Genomic DNA, 18,807 nt, shown 5'->3' with positions numbered 1-18,807 from the left:
GCCGCGGTCAGTCTTGGGTGGGCTGCGGCCCCATCACATCCGGAAATGTTTGGAAAGCTTGAGGCCCTGCGCCTGATAGTTGGAACCTGCGCTGGTACCATAAAGGCCCTGCGGTTTTTCCAACATGTGTTCATAGACCAACCGCCCGACAATCTGGCCATGTTCCAGAATGAAGGGCACTTCGTGGCTGCGCACTTCCAGAACAGCACGGCTGCCTGCGCCGCCAGCGCTGACATGGCCAAAACCGGGATCGAAGAAACCGGCATAGTGCACACGGAATTCACCGACCAGCGGATCGAAAGGTGTCATTTCCGCCGCGTAAAGCGGTGGCACATGCACGGCCTCTCTGGACACGAGAATGTAAAACTCGTCGGGATCAAGGATCAGTTCGGAGCGGCCACGGTTATAAAGAGGCTCCCAGAAATCAAACACATCATGCTGCGCCTTGATGTCGACATCTACCACCGAGGTGTGATGTTTGCCGCGATAACCGATCAGACGGTCCTCGCCAAAACCTTCTAGATCGATCGACAGCGCAATGCCGCCGCCGGATACGTTCGGGGTTTCACTGGCAACCAATGTTTCAGCCGCGTGCAGTGACAGAAGTTCGGCTTCATTGAGCAGCGCATGGCCGATGCGGAAACGGATTTGCGACAGGCGCGAGCCACGGCGCACAACAATCGGGAACGTGCGCGGGCTGATTTCGAGGTAAAGCGGGCCCTTGTAGCCAGCCGGGATTTTGTCGAACTCCTGCGCGCTATCTGTGATGACCCGGGTAAAGATATCCAGGCGGCCAGTCGAGCTTTTCGGATTGGCAGACGCGGACATTCCGGCGGGCAGATCAACCGTTTCCATCAAGGGCACGATGTAGACACAGCCGGTTTCCAGAACGGCACCGTCACTGAGGTCAATAGCGTGCAACCGCAGGCGCTCGAGTTTGGACATGACTGTGCAATCAGGACCCGGCATGAAGCTGGCACGCACACGATACGCGATTGCACCAAGCCGCAGATCAAGGCTGGCAGGCTGAACCTGGTCGGCATCCAGTGCTGCCTCGCTTTTCAAATTGCCGCTTTCGAACAGGCCGCGGATGGCTCCATCCGTTAAAATACCGGTCGTTCTTTTCATGATACTCACCTGTTGCTTTTCCAACCGACAAAACCAAAACACCGGCATTGACGCAAGCCGTTAACGGGCGTATGCCAATTTTATCCCGTGGTGATTTGGCCGGTCGGCTTGCAGCCACGTTAAATAAGTGGCTAAAAAGACCGGGTGTTCGAAACCGGTCTGCTTTTGCGGCCGGTTTTTTTGTTTGAAGGTGATGGACATGAGCAATAACTGGCGCCCGGCAACGAAACTCGTTCACGGCGGAAGCCTGCGTTCGCAGTTCGGCGAAACATCAGAAGCACTCTACCTGACACAGGGTTTTGTCTACGAAAATTCAGAAGCCGCCGAGGCTCGCTTCAAGGGTGAGACGGAAGGCTTTATTTACGCCCGTTACGCCAGCCCTACCAATGACATGTTCGAAAAACGCATGTGCCTGCTGGAAGGCGCCGAAGAAGCACGCGCCACCGCATCGGGCATGGCTGCTGTTGCCTCCGCCATCCTGTGCCAGTTGAAGGCTGGCGACCATATCGTTGCCGCCCGCGCCCTGTTCGGCTCCTGCCGCTGGGTTGTTGAGACGCTGGCTCCAAAATACGGCATCGAATGCACGCTGATCGACGGTCGTGACCTTGCCAACTGGGAAGGCGCCATCCGCCCCAACACCCGTCTTTTCTTCCTGGAAAGCCCGACCAACCCGACACTGGAAGTGGTTGATATTGCCGGTGTTGCCAAGCTGGCCAACCAGATTGGCGCAAAGGTGGTTGTCGACAACGTTTTCGCCACGCCGCTTTTCCAGAAGCCGCTGGAATTGGGTGCACACATCGTCGTCTACTCCGCGACCAAGCACATTGATGGTCAGGGCCGCTGCCTTGGCGGTGTCGTGCTTTCCGACAAGAAATGGATCGAAGAAGAGTTCCAGGAATATTACCGTCATACCGGCCCTGCCCTGTCGCCGTTCAATGCATGGACGATGATGAAGGGACTGGAAACATTGGCACTGCGCGTCAAGCAACAGACCGCCAATGCTACCCGCATAGCCGACTTCCTTGCTGAACAGAAGCAGGTTGCAAAGGTTATCTACCCGGGCCGCAAGGACCACCCGCAGGCAGATATCATTGCCCGCCAGATGACCGGCGGGTCGACCATGGTGGCTTTTGAGCTGAAGGGTGGCAAAGAAGCAGCTTTCGCGCTGCAGAACGCCCTTGATATCGTGAAGATTTCCAACAATCTCGGCGATGCGAAGAGCCTGATCACCCACCCTGGCACCACCACCCACAAAAACCTGACGGATGAAGCCCGTGTCGAAATGGGCATTGCCAGCGGTACGCTGCGTCTGTCCTGCGGCATTGAAGACACTGACGATCTGGTTGATGACTTCGCCCAGGCGCTGTCCAAGGTCTCGGCCTGATACCAAACGAAGCCGTGCTCTCCATCAAGCACGGCTTTTTACTTCGCCCTAAATTTACCTTCTATTTCAGCATTTAATCTACTATCCGACATTGTCAGCGTTCGGTACCGCCTGTTTTATGTCAATTCTTGACGAATACCGGATGTTATAGTGTAGAATAAAGCAGATCATTAAAGGTAGCGCGTATGTATCGTGCAACGACAAATGGGATCGAAGTTGCTGTCGACCCTTATTATCTTGAAGAACAGTCGGATCCGGACGATAGTCGCTACGTCTGGGGCTACAAGATTGTCATTGCCAATAACTCCCATGCAGCCGTGCGCCTGACCCACCGTTATTGGCACATTACCGACCAGAACGGTCAGGTCGACGAAGTTTCCGGCCCTGGGGTGGTTGGCGAAGTTCCACACCTGCAACCCGGTGAAACCTATGAGTATTCCTCCGGTTGCCCGCTCGATACGCCTTCAGGCATGATGTTTGGCCACTACCAGATGGAAACCGATGACGGTGAAGTTTTCGATGTCGCCATTCCAGCCTTCTCGCTGGATACGCCCGGCTTGACCCGCGTCCTTAACTAAATAAAAACGGGCGCAACTTTCGTCACGCCCGCCTTTGATAGTGTGGTGCTTGTCGACCATCCGCCAGATCAGTTCTTGGCAGTTGCCAGAACGTCGAACTCGCTGGTTTCATAGCGGTAGGTTGTCGAGCAGAACTCGCAAGTTACCGAAACCATGCCGTTTTCTTCACTGTCGCGGATTTCCTCTGCGGTAAAGCCGGACAATACGCCCTTGATCTTGTCGCGCGAGCAATTGCAACGGTCAAATACCGGCTGTGGATCGTAGATCCGTACACCACGTTCATGGAACAGTCGGAACAGCAAGCGCTCAACAGGCACCTGCGGATCGGTCAATTCGTCGGTATCGACAGTTTCCAGAAGTGTTGCCGCTTCCGTCCATGCGTCATCATAATCGGTTTCGAAATCGCCTTCATCGCCATCTCCACCGTGCAGATCCTTTTGGCGCAGACGTTCCGGCGCCTGTGGCAGAAACTGCGCCAGCACGCCGCCAGCGCGCCAGCCGTGCCGCGGCTTGCCGTCTTCATCACGATCGAAGAACTCGGCAACGCCCAGACGGATGCGGGTTGGCAATTGTTCCGACTGACGGAAATAGGTGCCAGCAATTTCTTCCAATGACGATCCATCCATCGGCACAATACCCTGATAGGGTTGCATGCCCATGCCCTGATCGATGGTAAAGGCAAGAATACCCGTGCCCAGCAGTTCCGCCGGGCTAGTTTTTCCTTCGGCAAGGGCAGCATCCAGCCGTTCCTGATCGAAGCGGGCATAGGCGCGCATGCTTTCAGGGGCGGTGAAATCCGCAACCAGCAGATCAACCGGACCGTCGCCCTTGGTCTGCAGGGTCAACTTGCCCGAAAATTTCAACGACGTACCAATCAGCGCGGTCAGCACCGTTGCTTCGGCCAACAGGCGCGCAACAACTGGCGGGTAGTCATGACGCTGCAGAATGGTGTTCAGCAGAGGGCCAACCTGCACAGCACGGCCGCGCACATCCAGTCCTTCAATCTGAAACGGCAGCACGTTATCGTCACCCGCAAATTTCAGATCGTCCAATTCTACGGTTACATCTGCCATACCAAATACTCCTTGCAGCACCCGCTCCACTTACAGGACACGCGTGACGTCATTGTGTTTTTGCACAGGGGCACGCAAAGTGAAACCACCCGTGGCATACACGTTTCCCGCCAAAACCGGCCGGTGAAACGCTCAATTGGTTGTTTTTTGCATTTTCAGAGTGAAAATGCTGCATCTGGAAAGGTTACGACAGAGCCGTGCTTTTTAACAAAGCCGCATTGAGAGCGCTGTTGAACCTTTTCAAAGCTGCATGTTTTGCCGCAAAACCACACTGAGTTTGAGAAACCATGCAGTAAAACGCGCAAGTCCTGCCGAGATGGCCAAGCTTGCGCGCTTCGAAGACACCCAGATGGGAAGTCAGCAATAAAAGATCAAGACCCTTTCAGGCCTTGTGATCAGACAAGACCCATGCACCATGCAATGATGGACTTCTGCGCATGCAGGCGGTTTTCCGCCTCGTCAAACACAACGGACTGCGGTCCGTCGATAACCTCGTCGGTCACTTCTTCACCACGGTGAGCCGGCAGGCAGTGCATGAACAGTGCTTCCTTGTTGGCCTTTTGCATCAACGCGCCATTGACCTGGTAAGGTTGGAAGATGTTGTGACCACGTGCCTTGTGTTCCTGGTTCATCGACACCCATGTATCGGTCACCACACAATCGGCATCTGCAACAGCACGCTCTGCGTCATGGCACAGCATGATGTCGCCACCATTGTTGCGCGCCCAGTTCAGGAACTTGTCATGCGGCTCGGAGCCCATCGGCACCGCCATGTTCATGCGGTAACCAAAACGGGCCGAACCTTCGACCAGCGAATGCAGAACGTTGTTGCCATCGCCAGTCCAGGCGATAGTTTTTCCTTTGACCGGACCACGATGTTCTTCGAACGTCAGGATATCCGCCATAATCTGGCAAGGGTGGGTGTCGTCTGTCAGGCCATTGATGACAGGCACGGTTGCGTGCTCGGCCAGCTCCAGCAGACGGTTATGATCTGTGGTACGGATCATGATGGCGTCAACGTAACGCGACAGAACCTTGGCGGTATCGCCAATGGTTTCAGCGCGGCCGAGCTGCATTTCCGTGCCGGACAGGAACAGGGTTTCGCCGCCGAGCTGGCGCATGCCGACATCAAACGACACGCGGGTGCGCGTGGACGGCTTTTCGAAAATCATCGCCAGCATTTTACCGTCCAGCGGCTTGTCAGCCGTACCGGCTTTCGTTGCACCTTTGCGTGCTCGTGCGTCATCGAGAATTGAGCGCAGATCGCCGCTTGAAACAGCCGAAAGATCCAGAAAATGCTTTTGAGATGCCATTCTTTTTACCCTATTTCCGCAAGCTGCCCCGGGCCGCCTGCTTCTTACCCATTCAGGCGCTTTTTGCCTTTAGTGATGCCGAAAGTGCGATTGCTGCGTTTTCGATACGACGCAGCCCTTCTCTTGCCTCATCTGCCGTCACGACCAGTGGAGGAAGAAGACGGATGACGTTGTCGCCAGCCGGCACGCCCAGAACATGTTCCGTGCGCATGGCCTGCAAGAGTTCCGAGGATGGCATTTTCGGCTTGATGCCGAGAAGAAGCCCTTCGCCGCGAATTTCTTCGATGACATCTGGGAAACGGTCCTGCAAGGATGCCAACCCCTGGCGGAATATCAGCGTGATGTCGCGGACATGATCCAGGAAACCATCAGCCAGAACAATATCCAACACGGCGTTGCCGACAGCCATGGCAAGCGGATTGCCGCCATAGGTCGTGCCATGTGTACCAGCGGTCATGCCGGAGGCAGCCTCTGCCGTTGCCAGGCAGGCGCCGAGCGGGAAGCCACCACCGATACCCTTGGCAACCGCCATGATATCAGGCGTGACACCGGTCCATTCGTAACCGAAAAGTTTGCCCGTACGACCAACGCCAGTCTGGACCTCATCAAGGATCAGCAGAAGGCCATGCTCATCACACAGATCACGCAGCGTGCGCATGAATTCTGGTGGAACGATACGAATGCCGCCTTCACCCTGCACCGGCTCGATCAGCAGGGCTGCGGTTTCCGATGTGATCACTGCCTTCAAGGCTTCAAGATCGCCAAACGGCACCTGATCGAACCCTTCGACCTTCGGGCCAAAACCTTCGAGATATTTTGCCTGTCCACCGGCTGCGATAGTGGCCAGCGTACGGCCATGGAACGCGCCTTCAAAAGTCACGATACGGAATTTTTCCGGATGCCCCTTGGAATAGTGGTAACGGCGCGCCGTTTTGATGGCGCATTCCAGCGCTTCAGCACCGGAGTTGGTGAAGAATGCCTTGTCGGCGAATGTGGCATCGGTCAGGCGCTTGGCAAGCTTTTCCTGGCCGGGAATTTCATACAGGTTGGAAAGGTGCCAGACCTTTTCTGCCTGCGCCTTGATGGCTTCCACCAGATGAGGATGGGCATGGCCGAGCGAGTTTACTGCAACGCCCGCCGCGAAATCGAGATATCGCTCGCCACTCTCCGTAATGAGCCATACGCCCTCGCCTCGCTCGAACCGAAGCGGGGCTCTGGAAAAAGTATCGAACAATGGCGCGGCTTCGGCCATGGCAGTATCACTCCTTCGCGCATCTTGCGCTTAAAATCGTTTGTCAAGCGGCGCGGCAGGTTATCCAACGCCTGAAAATCAAAAATGCCGCCTTGCGGCGGCACCGGCACTATCATCACTTCACCCTGCGCTGTCAACAAAAGTCAGCGTTTTCCGGTACTTTCCGGTATTTTTAGATCCCGTTCAACCGCAGATAATTCTTTTGGCCATGCTTCAGGACTGCCGCATTTTCGCAGCAAGTTGGGGAAAACCGGAAAATCGATTCGCGATGATTCCCTCGACTCTTGTCACGGAGTCAGCCTCACACTAGGTTAATAGGCAATTACTAGACTGCAAGCGGCGGAACTAGTCACCACAAAATACCTGTTAGGGCGTGTTCGCGGCTTGCCGCGGCAAGGGTGACGGATTCTGCCTACAACACGCGAACAGCGGAGAGCGGCATGAACTGGACAGACGAACGCGTCGAAAAACTCAAGAAACTGTGGTCCGAAGGACTGAGTGCGAGCCAGATTGCCACTCAGCTCGGCGGCGTAAGTCGTAACGCTGTTATTGGCAAGGTTCACCGCCTTAGCCTGCCGGGCCGCGCAAAGGCTGGCGGCACAGCAACCTCCGCCCGCACCCAAACCAAGCGCACGACATCTGCTCCGCGCGCTCCGAACTACGCTTCGCGCGTTGTTACCCGCACGGTAACGCGGGCTTCCGGCGCCAATCTCATCAAGGAAGAGATTGAAGTCGAAAGCGGTGAAGTTCTCGAGTTTGCACCAGCCAGCAACGTTGTTGTTCCAATTTCGCGTCGCCTTAGCCTGACGGAATTGACCGAACGCACCTGCAAGTGGCCAGTTGGCGATCCAATGGCGGAAGACTTCCACTTCTGTGGTTGCGACTCCCAGGATTCTTCGCCTTACTGCAAGTTCCACGCAAAGATGGCTTACCAGCCTGTCAGCGAACGTCGCCGGGCCTGATCAAATATCCAAGTCACCGAAAAGGCCGCTAATGCGGCCTTTTTTGTTGTCTACGTTGCCCGCATATAAGCGGCGAAGCCAACCCTTCCTCAGGCGGCACGCTCTTCCTGCAGAAGACGGATCGCCAGATACTGCAACAGAATGATTGTCTTGGCATCGCGGATTTCACCGCTGGAAATCATCGTCATGGCGTTCGACAAGCTCACTTGCATGACATCGATGTCTTCGCCCTCGTCTGCGGATCCGCCACCATCACCGACTTTCTGCTTTTCTGAATATTCGCCGATAAAAAACGCCAGATATTCTGTTACAGAGCCGGGGCTCATATAGACATCAAACAGGTGGGTGAGCGCCGACACGTCATAACCGGTCTCCTCGATCAATTCTTCGCGCATTCGCACGGCCGGTTCGGCTCCCTCAAGCAGGCCAGCAGGCGCTTCGATCAGCGTCTCCAAACCGCCATTCAGAAAAACAGGCAGGCGAAACTGGCGGGTCAGCAAAACAGAACCCGTTGCCGGATTGTACAACAGGCAGGTTGCGCCATTGCCACGGTCATAGGCTTCCCGTTGCTGGCGTTGCCAACTGCCGTCCCTCAGCCGAAGTTGATATTCATATTTGGTCAATCGCCCCCAATCATTCGCCAGAACGCGTTCTGATATCGGTTGAAAAATACTGTCACTCATAACGTCACCTCTTTGCAATTCGTGTATTTTCGTGCAAACTCGTGCAGAGTCAAGGATTGAATTGAATGCTGGTACAAGAGAGAAAAGCCCATTTGCTGCGTCTGCTGGCGCAGACAGGTAGCGTGGTTGCAACGGATGCAAGTAAGGCGATGGGCGTGTCCGAGGACACGATCCGCAGAGATTTGCGCGAACTTGCAAAAGATGGGCAATTAAAACGCGTGCATGGCGGCGCGGTGCCACTTTCTCCAGCGGTCGCGCCTTTTGCAAATCGTGTGACAATTGCCAATGATGAGAAGGCAGAAATTGGCAGACATGCGGCAAGGATGATCGAACCGGGCCAACTGGTGTTTCTGGATGGCGGCACAACCGCCCTGCAGATTGCCCGGAACCTTGCACCGGATTTGCGGGCGACAATCATCACGCACAGCCTGAATGTGGCGCTGGAACTGATGAACCATGACAACATCACCGTAGAGATTGTTGGTGGCAGGCTTTTCCGACATTCCGTGGTGACAGTCGGCGCGGCCACACTGGCGTGGTTGTCGCGTTATCGCCCCGACATCTGTTTTATTGGCGCCACCGGCTTGCACCCGGATCAGGGCATCACGACGGGCGACAGCGAGGAGGCGGAGGTCAAACGGTTCATTATCTCGATATCTGGCGCCGCCTATATCCTCGCCTCATCCGAGAAAATTGGCGCAGTCTCCGCCTTCGAGATCACCGAACTCAAGAATATCGATGGGATTATCGCCACGGCCAAAGGCGAAAAAGCCACGCTCACTGGCTTGGAGCATCGTGGATGCCGGGTAATCCGCGCTGATGAAATGGCGACGTAACGAGCGCTGATAGCCCCAAGGCAATCCGTTAGAGACTGCCTTGGGTCAAATCATAGTCTGTTATTTTTAGATAATGCCACCGCTTCCGGCCTTGGAGGCCGGCCGTTCAGCGGCAATTTTTGCGCGGTAACCACTGGCACGATAGGTCGAAACCGGATCAATCGCACCACCGGCACGGCGGCGGGCTTCCGCCAGGATCGGCTCGACATCAGTGCGATAAGCACGCTTCAATGCATCAGATGCCATCAGCGCATCATTGTCCTGCTGATACCCTTCCAATGCCTTGCGGTCGACCAGCAATGCCTGTGCATAGGCGCGACGAATTTCGTTGGCGCTGGAAATCAGGCTTTCAATGGGGTCCGTGACGTTGTGCGACTGGTCGATCATGTGAGCGGGGTGGAAACCCTTCACGCCGCGATAGTCTGCATCCACCAATTCATTGAACACCAGGAACAGACGGTACGGCTCAATGGAGCCCGCATCAAGATCGTCGTCACCGTATTTGCTGTCGTTGAAATGGAAGCCGCCGAGTTTACCGAACTGGATAAGTCGGGCGACAATCATCTCGATATTGGTGTTGGGCGCATGGTGACCAAGGTCCACAAGGCAATAGGCTTTTTCGCCGAGCGTGTTGGCGATGAGGTAGTTGGTACCCCAGTCCTGCACGACGGTGGAATAGAAGGCCGGCTCATACATCTTGTGCTCGGAGAAGATGCGCCAGTCATCCGGCAGCGCCTTGTAGATATCCGCCATACCGCTGAGATAGCGCTCGAAACTCTTGGTAAAATTGCTCTGGCCGGGGAAGTTCGAGCCATCACCAACCCAGACTGTCAGCGCCTTGGAGCCTAGCGCGTTGCCGATTTCGATACATTCGATGTTGTGATCGACGGCCTGCTGGCGGGTCGCCGCATCGGTGTGGCTGAGCGAGCCGTATTTGTAGGAGTGGGCCTGATCCGGCGCATCCGAGAAAGTATTCGAATTCATGGCATCGAAACCAAGACCCAATGCATCAGCGTGAGCTTTGAGGCGCTTTGGGTCTTCCTTGTCCCACGGAATATGCAGCGAGACATTCGGCGTAGCACGGGTCAGTTCATTGATCACCGAGCAGTCATCCAACTTGTCGAAAATGCCGCGTGGTTCACCGTGTCCCGGAAAACGGGCAAAACGGGTGCCGCCGGTGCCAACACCCCAGGAAGGGACGGCGACAAAAAACTCCGACACCTTTTTCGTGACGTTTTCGATATCAACACCACGGCGTGCCAGCTGGGCACCAAGGGCTGCATAATCGTCCTTCAATGCCGCAGCGTGTTTGGCATTTTCCGCCTCGATCACATCAGCAGCAATTTTCGTATCTGTCATCTTTTCCTCCCCGGCCTATTGAACCAATAGCCGTCAATCGCGTTTCAACAGTCCGGATATTTGAAAAAACCAAAGGTTTAATCGTGGACGTTATTCGCATTCTTCTCGCCATCATCCTGCCGCCGGTCGGCGTGTTCTTGCAGGTCGGCATTGGCTTGCATTTCTGGCTGAATATTCTTCTCACGCTATGTGGATATGTGCCCGGCATTATCCATGCCATCTGGGTTATCCTTCGAAAGTAGCGACATCACCCCCGGCCTTAAGGGACCGAGGGTGAAAGCGTTTCGTACTAGCGGGTGAAGCTTTGTGCATTTCCGGCATCGACATTGATGATATTGCCGGTCGATTTTGCCGAAGCATCCGAAGCCAGGAAGTAAATCGCTTCCGCAATATCTTCCGGGAACACATTCAGCTTCAGCATCGAGCGCTTGCGGTAATGTTCTTCCAGATCCGTGACCTCGATCTTGGAGGAAGCCGCACGCTGTTCACGCCATTCGCCGTTCCAGATTTTTGACCCACGCAGAACCGCATCCGGATTAACGGTGTTAACGCGAATGCCGGCATCTGCACCCTCAAGTGCAAGGCAACGCGCCAGATGGATCTCAGCAGCCTTGGCCGTGCAATAGGCAGAGGCGTTTGGCGACGAGGCAAGACCGTTTTTGGAGGCCACGAATACGATGTTGCCACCGATATTCTGCCGACGGAACAGTTTGAACGCTTCCCGCGACACGAGGAAATAACCGGTCGCCAGGATGTCGATATTCTTGCTCCACATGGCAAGCGTGGTTTCTTCAACCGGTGCGGATGAGGCAATACCGGCATTGGACACCAGAATATCGACGCCACCAAATTCAACACTGGCTTCGATAAACGACGCAATTACGCCGTCTTCCTTGGTCACGTCAAGTTTGACACTGCGCACGGTATCTGCGCCAAAGCGCTTTTCAAAATCACTCTTTGCACTCGCAAGAGCTGTCTCATCAATATCCGCCAGCACAACGCAGGCACCTTCACCTGCCAGACGCTCTGCGGTGGCACGGCCGATACCACCCGCACCGCCGGTGACGAAGGCCACCTTGCCGGCAAGGCTTTTTGGTTTTGGCATGCGCTGAAGTTTTGCTTCTTCCAGCAGCCAGTATTCGATATCGAATGCTTCCTGCTCCGGTAGTCCCTGATATTCGGAAACTGTCGAAGCGCCGCGCATCACATTGATGGCGTTGACGTAGAATTCACCGGCGATACGCGCCGTTGCCTTGTCCTTGGCAAAGGAGAACATGCCGACGCCCGGAATCAGGAAAATGACTGGGTTCGGGTCACGCATTTTGGGTGAATTGTCGTGTTTGCAGGTCTCGTAATAACGCGTGTAATCGGCGCGGTAGTCTTCCAGTGCCTTGTCCAGACCGGCCAGAAGACCATCGACGTCAGGATTTGACGTATCGAGATCCAGAATGAGCGGGCGAATTTTGGTGCGCAGGAAGTGATCCGGGCAGGATGTGCCCAAGGCGCCGAGTGGCTTGAGGCTTTGCGAATTGACGAATTCGAGAACAGCATCCTGATCATCGAAATGACCGAGCTTGCGCTCATCACGGCCGATACGGCCACGGATTTCCGGCATAAGACGGGCGGCAATGGCGCGACGTTCTTCAACGGCCAGGCTTTTTGCAACTGCCCCACCAAAGATTGTCTTGCCTTCTGTCTGGGCAGCAAACCATTCAATGGCCTTGTTGATGATGGCCAGAGTCAGCTCATAGCACGTCTTGGCATCGTTATCCCAGGTGAACAGGCCGTGGCTTTCCAGCACAACGCCCTTTGCATTCGGGTTTGCCTTGACGAAAGCTTCAAGGTCGAGACCAAGCTGGAAGCCAGGACGGCGCCATGGAAGCCAGCCAATGTCCGCACCAAAAATCTGCTGTGTCAGTTCTTTGGAGTTCTTCGCTGCGGCAATGGCAATGATGGCGTCGGGATGCATGTGATCAACATGATCGAACGGCACAAAACCATGCAAAGGCGTGTCGATGGAGGCGGCACGCGGATTGAGGTTGAACGTGCAATGCGGCAGGAAGCCGACCATGCGGTCTTCGTCTTCCACGCCCTTGTAGATGCCTTTCAACGCTTCAAGTTTGTCCATGTAAAGGGTGGCAAAACCATCGAGCTTGATGGTACCGACGTCACCGCCGGATCCCTTCACCCACATGACACGGACTTTTTCGCCGGTTAGCGGATCGGTTTCCAGCACTTTGGCGGACGTATTGCCGCCGCCATAATTGGTAATACGCTTGTCACCGCCCAACAGGTTGGAGCGGTACAGAAGCTTGCCGGGCTCATCGAGTTTTGCGGCGTAAGCATCATCCCAGCGATTTTCGAGAAGGCGGGTTTGGCCCGTCATGTCTTCCTCCCTAGTGTTTCGTTCGCGAACCAAACACGGTCCGCCTCCCGTTGGGTGCAGATATCGCGCAATCAAAACCGCAATGTCAATCAAAAACGATCATAATTTTTCATTGTGCGACGCACCATTGATTAATTTGATCGATCTTGATTGACAACGTAAAGAGTTTGCGAATAATTGCCAATCAGGAGGACCCCAATGCACGAAAGCGAACGCCATCGCATTATCTTGAGCGCCATACAGGAAAAGCCTGTGGTGACGGTGCAGGATATTGCCGAACTGACGGATGCTTCCGAAGCAACGATCCGTAGGGATATTGCGTCCCTTCATGTGCAGGGTAAGTTGCGCCGAGTGCGCGGTGGAGCCGAAGCTGTTCACCCGCCACAGTTGGGAAATCTGGCCGCGCGACCGTTCCGCGTTTCCGAATCAGTCAACATCGATAAAAAACGCGCAATTGCGCGCAAAGCTGTCGATTTGTGCGACGATGGCGATGCAATCATCATCAATGGCGGTACAACGACGTTCCAGATGGTGCATTACATGTCGGCGCGTCGCCTTCAGGTCATGACCAATTCATTTGCGATCGCTGAACATCTCGTCAAACATTCCAAATGCAATGTCAGCGTTCCCGGCGGCGCGATCTACCGCGACCAGAGCCTGATCCTTTCGCCGTTTGACAATGATGCAATCCGCAATTTTTACGCACGCCGTATCTTCATCGGTGCACAGGGTGTTGGCGCACTCGGCATCATGGAATCGGACGCGCTGGTTATTCAAAGTGAACAGAAGCTGATGCGGCAGGCGGAAGAATTGATCGTGATGATCGATTCCAGCAAGTTCCGCAAACGCTCCAGTCTCATTCTCTGTCCGCTGGAAAATGTCTCCACCATCATTACCGACGAAGGCGTGCCCGACGACGCGGCGCGCATGGTGGAGGATGCCGGCATAAAATTGATTGTCGCCGGTGCATCGGCGAGCGCGGTGGCCGATGTGCCGCCCGATAAAAGAGGTTCCACGTCGGTTGCTTGAGGAGCGCTGACGGGAGGGTTCAAGTTTTCAACTGGGAGGAAAAGGCATGAAACTTACACGTAGAACATTGTCCCGCGCTTTGATGCTGGGTGTCGCCATGGGCGTCGCCGGCATCGGAGCCGGTTTGAGCACGACGGCACAGGCTGCCGACATGAAGATCGCGCTGGTCGTTAAATCGCTCGGCAACGGCTTCTTTGAAGCTGCCAACAAGGGTGCACAGGAAGCGGCCAAGGAACTTGGCGGCGTTGAAATCATCTATACCGGCCCAACCTCGACCACGGCAGAAGGCCAGATCGAAGTGATCAATTCACTGATCGCACAGGGCGTTGACGCCATCGCGATCTCTGCAAACGACCCGGACGCTGTCGTTCCAGCCCTGAAGAAAGCTGCACAGCGCGGTATCAAGGTTATCTCCTGGGACAGTGGCGTCGCACCGGAAGGTCGTATCCTTCAGCTCAACCCATCGTCTAACTCGCTGATTGGCAAGATGTGCCTGCAGCTGGCAGCAGCCCACCTTGAAGGTGGCAAGGGCGACTTCGCCATTCTGTCCGCCACCACCACATCCACGAACCAGAATATCTGGATCGAGGAAATGAAGAAGCAGCTGGGTGACTTCCCGGGCCTCAACCTCGTCACAACGGTTTATGGCGATGACCTTGCCGACAAGAGCTACCGTGAAGCACAGGGCCTGTTGACCTCGCAGCCAAATGTGAAGGTTATCGTGGCACCAACCACCGTTGGCGTTCTCGCAGCCTCGCAGGCTGTCAAGGATGCCGGCAAGATCGGCCAGGTTTACGTGACCGGCCTTGGCCTTCCGTCCGAAATGGCCGGCGCGATCAAGTCTGGCGCCACCAAGGAATTTGCGATCTGGAACCCGATCGACCTCGGTTACTCCGCAACACAGATTGCCTATCACCTCGTCAAGGGTGACGCAGACGGCAAGCCGGGCTCGGAAATCGAAGCCGGCCGCATGGGTAAGATCAAGGTTGGCGAAAATAGCGAAGCCGCAATGTCGGAACCGTTCATTTACAACTCTTCAAACATCGATGAGTTCTCGAAGATTTTCTAATCTGCGACAGCATATCCCGGCGGCGAAAGCCGTCGGGATCTTAGACCGCAACTGCATACTCAACGTCATCGCCATCTGAGATGGATCGACTTCGTCAACGCGGTTGGATCCCCGGATCCAGCCTGAAGAGTGACGTCGGGTGTGAGGTGCGCTTTCTGCTCAATCATGAGCACCCGGATTCGTGACAATGACCATGGCAATTGAAAATATGGCTGAACCCACTGCACCAGACATGTTGGCTTCCGCCAGCCAATCGCCCATTCTGGAGATGCGCGGCATCAGCCAGATATTTCCCGGCGTAAAAGCGCTGGATGGCGTCAATATCGCACTTTATCCCGGCAAGGTCACCGCCTTGATCGGTGAGAACGGCGCTGGAAAATCGACGCTGGTGAAAATTCTGACCGGCATTTACCGGCCTAATGAAGGCGAAATCCTGCTCGACGGTCAGCCCGTGCAATTTCAAAGTGCGCAGGATGCCATCGATATGGGCGTCACAGCCATCCATCAGGAAACCGTGCTGTTTGACGAACTTTCCGTTGGCGAAAACATCTTTCTCGGGCACGCACCGAAAGGCCGTTTTGGCCTGATCGACTGGAAAACCATCAACAACCGTGCGCGTGTTTTGCTCGAAAAGCTTGAGAGCACCATCGACCCTTCGATCCGGTTGAAAGACCTGTCCATTGCCCAGCGCCATCTGGTGGCGATTGCCCGCGCACTTTCGGTCGAAGCACGCATCGTCATCATGGATGAGCCGACCGCCGCGCTTTCGCGTAAGGAAATTGACGATCTGTTTCGCATCGTTGAAAACCTGAAAAGGCAAGGCAAAGCCATCCTGTTCATCAGCCACAAGTTTGATGAAGTGTATGAAATTGCGGAAAATTATGCGGTGTTCCGCGACGGTAAAATGGTAGGTGCTGGCCAGCTTGCCGACACACCACAGGAAAACATCGTTCGCCTGATGGTAGGTCGTGACGTCAAGGATGCGTTCCCGAAACAGGCCGTCAATATTGGCGCCACTGTGCTGTCGGTCACAAACTACTGCCACGCGACCGAGTTTCGCGACATTTCCTTCGATCTGCGCATGGGTGAAATTCTCGGCCTTTACGGTTTGATCGGTGCAGGACGTTCTGAACTCTGTCAATCGCTGTTTGGTATCACCAGACCAGCGGCCGGCACCTTGTCGCTCAACGGCCAGGATATCCAGATCCATTCTCCCGGCGACGCGATTGGTGCTGGCATCGTTTATGTTCCAGAGGAACGTGGGCGTCACGGCTTGGCGCTTGACATGCCGATCTACCAGAACATGTCACTGCCTTCTTTGGCGCGCACGTCCCGCAAGGGTTTTCTGGCAGCTGCCAACGAGTTCGCGCTGGCGCGCAAATATGCCACGCGACTTGATCTGCGTGCCGCGGCGCTTTCAGTTCCGGTTGGCACGCTGTCCGGCGGCAACCAGCAGAAGGTTGTTATCGGCAAATGGCTGGCAACACAGCCCAAGGTGATCATTCTCGATGAACCGACCAAGGGTATCGATATCGGCTCCAAGGCCGCCGTGCACGGCTTCATCAGCGAACTGGCCGCAGAAGGTCTGTCCATCATCATGATCTCATCGGAACTGCCGGAAATTCTTGGCATGTCCGATCGTGCGCTGGTGATGCGTGAAGGTCTGATGGCCGGCATGTTCGAGCGTGCCGAATTTTCGCCGGAAGCGCTGGTGCGCGCCGCAACTGGCAATATCTAGGAAATTGACGATGCAGCGACTTCTTAAAAACCGCGAAATCTTGCTGGCCGGGATCATCATCCTGATGATCATTGGCTTTTCGATGCGCGCTCCCGGTTTTGAAAAACCGGCCAATCTCGTCAATATCTTTAACGACACGTCCATTCTCATCATTCTGGCGCTTGGCCAGATGGGCGTGATCCTGACGAAATCGATCGATCTGTCCGTCGCCGCAAACCTTGCCTTTACCGGCATGGCCGTGGCGATGACCAATGCCGCCTTTCCCGGTGTACCATTGCCGCTGCTCATTGCCATGGCTGTTGGTATTGGCGCGTGTCTTGGCGGTATCAACGGCTTTCTCGTCTGGGCGCTGCGCATTCCACCGATCGTTGTGACACTGGGTACACTCACCATCTATCGCGGCATGGCCTTTGTGCTGTCGGGTGGTGGCTGGGTCAATGCGCACCAGATGTCACCGAGTTTCCTCAATATTCCGCGCCTGCCGATCCTTGGTGTTCCGGTCCTGTCCTGGATTGCGGTGTTTATTATCGCCGGAGCCTGGCTGGTTCTGACACGCACGTCATTTGGCCGCTCTGCCTATGCATCGGGCGGCAACCCCAACGCCGCAATCTACGCCGGTATCGATGTCGGGCGGACGCGGTTCCTGGCCTTCGTGTTATCCGGCGCGCTGGCTGGCCTCGCCGGTTATCTCTGGGTTTCGCGTTATGCCGTCGCTTATGTCGATATCGCCGCCGGTTTTGAACTCGACAGCGTCGCCGCGAACGTGATTGGCGGCATTTCGATTGCCGGGGGTATTGGGTCGGTGGCCGGCGCGGTCCTTGGTGCCTTGTTTCTTGGCGTCATCAAAAATGCCCTGCCGGTGATTGGCATTTCTCCTTTCGCCCAAATGGCGATTTCCGGCATCGTTATTGTCCTTGCGGTTGTTTTCAATGCCCGCGCCGAAGCCAAGAAGGGCCGCATTATCCTGCGGGACCAGGCCGCAAAAGATACAGCTAAGGAGGCTGCGGCATGAGTGTCTCGCAAACAGAAAACACACCTGCTCGCGTTATCCCGGACAAGCTCGGCACACCTTTCAAGCGCATCATGGCCAGCTGGGAAGTACTGCTGCTGGGTGTGGCGATCCTGATCTTCATCGCCAACTCCTTTGCATCGCCCTATTTCCTTGATGCCTGGAACCTGTCGGACGCCACCTTCAACTTCACCGAAAAGGCGATGATTGCCTTTGCGATGGCGTTATTGATCATTGCAGGTGAGATCGATCTTTCGGTTGCCGCCATCATTGCACTCGCCTCCACAGCCATGGGTTATGCAGTGCAAATGGGCGTCGGCACGCCGGGCCTGGTTGCCATTGGCATTGGCACGGGCTTTCTCTGTGGCGCCTTCAACGGCTTTCTGGTAGCCGGACTGAAACTGCCTTCCATCGTTGTCACCATCGGCACGATGAGCCTGTTTCGTGGTATTTCCTACATGGTGTTGGGTGACCAGGCCTATGGCAAATACCCGGCAGATTTCGCCTATTTCGGACAGGGTTACGTGTTCTGGGTGATTTCCTTCGAATTCGTTTTGTTCATCGTGATGGCTGTCATTTTCGCCATCCTTCTGCACGCCACGAATTTCGGTCGCCAGGTCTTCGTCATCGGCACCAACCCCTTCGCCGCCCGCTTTTCCGGCATCCCGGTCGAGCGCGTGAAATTCATCCTGTTTCTGTTGACCGGATCGATGAGTGGCATTGCTGCCGTATGTCTGACATCCCGCCTCGGCTCCACCCGCCCTTCGATCGCGCAAGGTTGGGAGCTGGAAGTGGTCACAATGGTGGTGCTTGGCGGTGTTTCCATTCTCGGCGGCTCCGGCACGATCGGCGGCGTCGTTATTGCGGCCTTCGTGATGGGCCTTGTGACATTCGGGCTTGGGCTTTTGAACGTGCCTGGCATTGTCATGTCGATCTTCGTTGGTTTGCTTTTGATCAGCACCATTGCCCTTCCGATCATCGTTCGCCGCTTTCGGACCATGAGGTAAC

General features: G+C 55.4%; 17 protein-coding genes and 1 riboswitch. Of the genes, 10 read left to right on the top strand and 7 right to left on the bottom strand.

Features of this window, described 5'->3' with window-relative positions; genetic code table 11:
• Positions 1-33: 33 nt before the first annotated feature.
• Positions 34-1,128, bottom strand: a complete 1,095-nt coding sequence (locus ACZ5FM_RS00180) for a 2'-deoxycytidine 5'-triphosphate deaminase (RefSeq protein WP_250983408.1) — start codon at positions 1,126-1,128, stop codon at positions 34-36.
• A gap of 77 nt (positions 1,129-1,205) precedes the next feature.
• Positions 1,206-1,284: riboswitch (SAM riboswitch) on the top strand.
• Positions 1,285-1,327: 43 nt separating this feature from the next.
• Between ACZ5FM_RS00180 and ACZ5FM_RS00175 the strand changes: the two genes are divergently transcribed.
• The gene (locus tag ACZ5FM_RS00175) at positions 1,328-2,512 is read left to right on the top strand and encodes an O-succinylhomoserine sulfhydrylase (RefSeq protein WP_250983407.1); all 1,185 of its coding nucleotides are present in this window, start codon (positions 1,328-1,330) and stop codon (positions 2,510-2,512) included.
• 185 nt (positions 2,513-2,697) lie between these two features.
• On the top strand, positions 2,698-3,090 hold the full coding sequence (gene apaG, locus ACZ5FM_RS00170) for a Co2+/Mg2+ efflux protein ApaG (protein ID WP_192486787.1): 393 nt from the start codon (positions 2,698-2,700) through the stop codon (positions 3,088-3,090).
• Between the two features lie 68 nt (positions 3,091-3,158).
• Here the strand turns inward: apaG and ACZ5FM_RS00165 are convergent, their stop codons facing one another.
• The 3 genes from ACZ5FM_RS00165 to ACZ5FM_RS00155 all read right to left on the bottom strand — a co-directional run bounded on the left by ACZ5FM_RS00165 (position 3,159) and on the right by ACZ5FM_RS00155 (position 6,728).
• Positions 3,159-4,163: an Hsp33 family molecular chaperone gene (locus tag ACZ5FM_RS00165; RefSeq protein WP_464039385.1), complete on the bottom strand. Its 1,005-nt coding sequence runs from the start codon at positions 4,161-4,163 to the stop codon at positions 3,159-3,161.
• A 395-nt stretch (positions 4,164-4,558) separates the two neighbouring features.
• On the bottom strand, positions 4,559-5,476 hold the full coding sequence (argF, locus tag ACZ5FM_RS00160; protein ID WP_464039384.1) for an ornithine carbamoyltransferase: 918 nt from the start codon (positions 5,474-5,476) through the stop codon (positions 4,559-4,561).
• A gap of 52 nt (positions 5,477-5,528) precedes the next feature.
• A complete protein-coding gene (locus ACZ5FM_RS00155; protein WP_464039383.1) occupies positions 5,529-6,728 on the bottom strand; it encodes an acetylornithine transaminase in 1,200 nt (399 codons plus the stop codon).
• 440 nt (positions 6,729-7,168) lie between these two features.
• On the opposite strand from ACZ5FM_RS00155, the gene ACZ5FM_RS00150 reads away from it, so the two are divergent.
• Positions 7,169-7,690: a GcrA family cell cycle regulator gene (locus tag ACZ5FM_RS00150; RefSeq protein ID WP_192486783.1), complete on the top strand. Its 522-nt coding sequence runs from the start codon at positions 7,169-7,171 to the stop codon at positions 7,688-7,690.
• Positions 7,691-7,779: 89 nt separating this feature from the next.
• Here the strand turns inward: ACZ5FM_RS00150 and ACZ5FM_RS00145 are convergent, their stop codons facing one another.
• On the bottom strand, positions 7,780-8,373 hold the full coding sequence (locus ACZ5FM_RS00145; protein ID WP_464039382.1) for an NUDIX domain-containing protein: 594 nt from the start codon (positions 8,371-8,373) through the stop codon (positions 7,780-7,782).
• Positions 8,374-8,438: 65 nt separating this feature from the next.
• On the opposite strand from ACZ5FM_RS00145, the gene ACZ5FM_RS00140 reads away from it, so the two are divergent.
• Complete coding sequence (locus tag ACZ5FM_RS00140) at positions 8,439-9,209, top strand: DeoR/GlpR family DNA-binding transcription regulator (protein ID WP_464039381.1); 771 nt, start codon at positions 8,439-8,441, stop codon at positions 9,207-9,209.
• Between the two features lie 66 nt (positions 9,210-9,275).
• On the opposite strand, the gene rhaI is transcribed toward ACZ5FM_RS00140, so the two are convergent.
• Entirely contained in the window at positions 9,276-10,568 is a 1,293-nt protein-coding gene (gene rhaI, locus ACZ5FM_RS00135) for an L-rhamnose catabolism isomerase (RefSeq protein WP_464039380.1), read from the bottom strand.
• An 83-nt stretch (positions 10,569-10,651) separates the two neighbouring features.
• Between rhaI and ACZ5FM_RS00130 the strand changes: the two genes are divergently transcribed.
• Positions 10,652-10,810: a YqaE/Pmp3 family membrane protein gene (locus ACZ5FM_RS00130; RefSeq protein WP_148146741.1), complete on the top strand. Its 159-nt coding sequence runs from the start codon at positions 10,652-10,654 to the stop codon at positions 10,808-10,810.
• A 47-nt stretch (positions 10,811-10,857) separates the two neighbouring features.
• Here the strand turns inward: ACZ5FM_RS00130 and ACZ5FM_RS00125 are convergent, their stop codons facing one another.
• The gene (locus ACZ5FM_RS00125; protein ID WP_464039379.1) at positions 10,858-12,954 is read right to left on the bottom strand and encodes a bifunctional rhamnulose-1-phosphate aldolase/short-chain dehydrogenase; all 2,097 of its coding nucleotides are present in this window, start codon (positions 12,952-12,954) and stop codon (positions 10,858-10,860) included.
• 198 nt (positions 12,955-13,152) lie between these two features.
• Between ACZ5FM_RS00125 and ACZ5FM_RS00120 the strand changes: the two genes are divergently transcribed.
• The 5 genes from ACZ5FM_RS00120 (at position 13,153) to ACZ5FM_RS00100 (ending at position 18,806) form a co-directional block, all read left to right on the top strand.
• Entirely contained in the window at positions 13,153-13,983 is an 831-nt protein-coding gene (locus ACZ5FM_RS00120) for a DeoR/GlpR family DNA-binding transcription regulator (RefSeq protein WP_192486778.1), read from the top strand.
• A 46-nt stretch (positions 13,984-14,029) separates the two neighbouring features.
• Positions 14,030-15,052 (top strand): rhamnose ABC transporter substrate-binding protein, encoded by a 1,023-nt coding sequence (gene rhaS / locus ACZ5FM_RS00115; protein WP_312946446.1) that lies wholly within the window; start codon positions 14,030-14,032, stop codon positions 15,050-15,052.
• A gap of 208 nt (positions 15,053-15,260) precedes the next feature.
• Positions 15,261-16,790, top strand: a complete 1,530-nt coding sequence (locus tag ACZ5FM_RS00110; protein ID WP_464040501.1) for a sugar ABC transporter ATP-binding protein — start codon at positions 15,261-15,263, stop codon at positions 16,788-16,790.
• Positions 16,791-16,800: 10 nt separating this feature from the next.
• Positions 16,801-17,802 (top strand): ABC transporter permease, encoded by a 1,002-nt coding sequence (locus ACZ5FM_RS00105; RefSeq protein ID WP_250983400.1) that lies wholly within the window; start codon positions 16,801-16,803, stop codon positions 17,800-17,802.
• A complete protein-coding gene (locus ACZ5FM_RS00100; protein ID WP_464039378.1) occupies positions 17,799-18,806 on the top strand; it encodes an ABC transporter permease in 1,008 nt (335 codons plus the stop codon). The genes ACZ5FM_RS00105 and ACZ5FM_RS00100 overlap by 4 nt, the downstream gene beginning before the upstream one ends.
• Position 18,807 lies beyond the last annotated feature (1 nt).

The sequence above is a fragment of the Agrobacterium sp. 5Ca50 genome, assembly GCF_055381905.1.
Note: the sequence above shows the minus strand (reverse complement) of the source record. Positions and strands in the feature narration are given on the sequence as shown.